We start from the raw sequence: 440 nt of genomic DNA on the forward strand, positions 1-440 counted from the left end.
CGTTGGCGCAGCAATGAACATGGGCGATAGCGTTCTTCGCCATAGTGATGCTGTAGATTTTCAAGGAGCCTTAATATTCGCTGCCAGCCAAGTTGCGCTCCCCAGGCAAGTGGGCCATATGGATAATTCACCCCAAGACGCATGGCGGTATCGATATCCTGTTCAGAGGCCACGCCTTTTTGAAGCGCATCAAGGGCTTCATTGATGATCATTTCTACCGTTCGCCAAATCAGCATTCCTGGGTAATCTGCAATTTGCAGCACTGTTTTGCCCTGCTGTTGCAGGTAATAAATGGCCTTGCGGGTCGCTGAGTCCGGGTTCACCGCTGCAGCAGCAATGGTCACCACCTTGCCCGCCATTTTATCGATCACTACCACCGGGCGTGCCAGTCGTATTGCCAGCGCCTGTGCCGTCTCGCCTTGTGTCTCAATCAATAAAAC

The 440-nt window shown here is 52.5% G+C and carries 1 protein-coding gene; it reads right to left on the minus strand.

The window, feature by feature from the left end:
- Positions 1-440 (minus strand): 3-hydroxyacyl-CoA dehydrogenase family protein (locus D7X55_RS46585; protein WP_233610460.1); only part of this gene is annotated, 440 nt, incomplete at both ends.

Source organism: Corallococcus sp. AB049A (assembly GCF_003668885.1).
Taxonomy (GTDB): domain Bacteria; phylum Myxococcota; class Myxococcia; order Myxococcales; family Myxococcaceae; genus Corallococcus; species Corallococcus interemptor.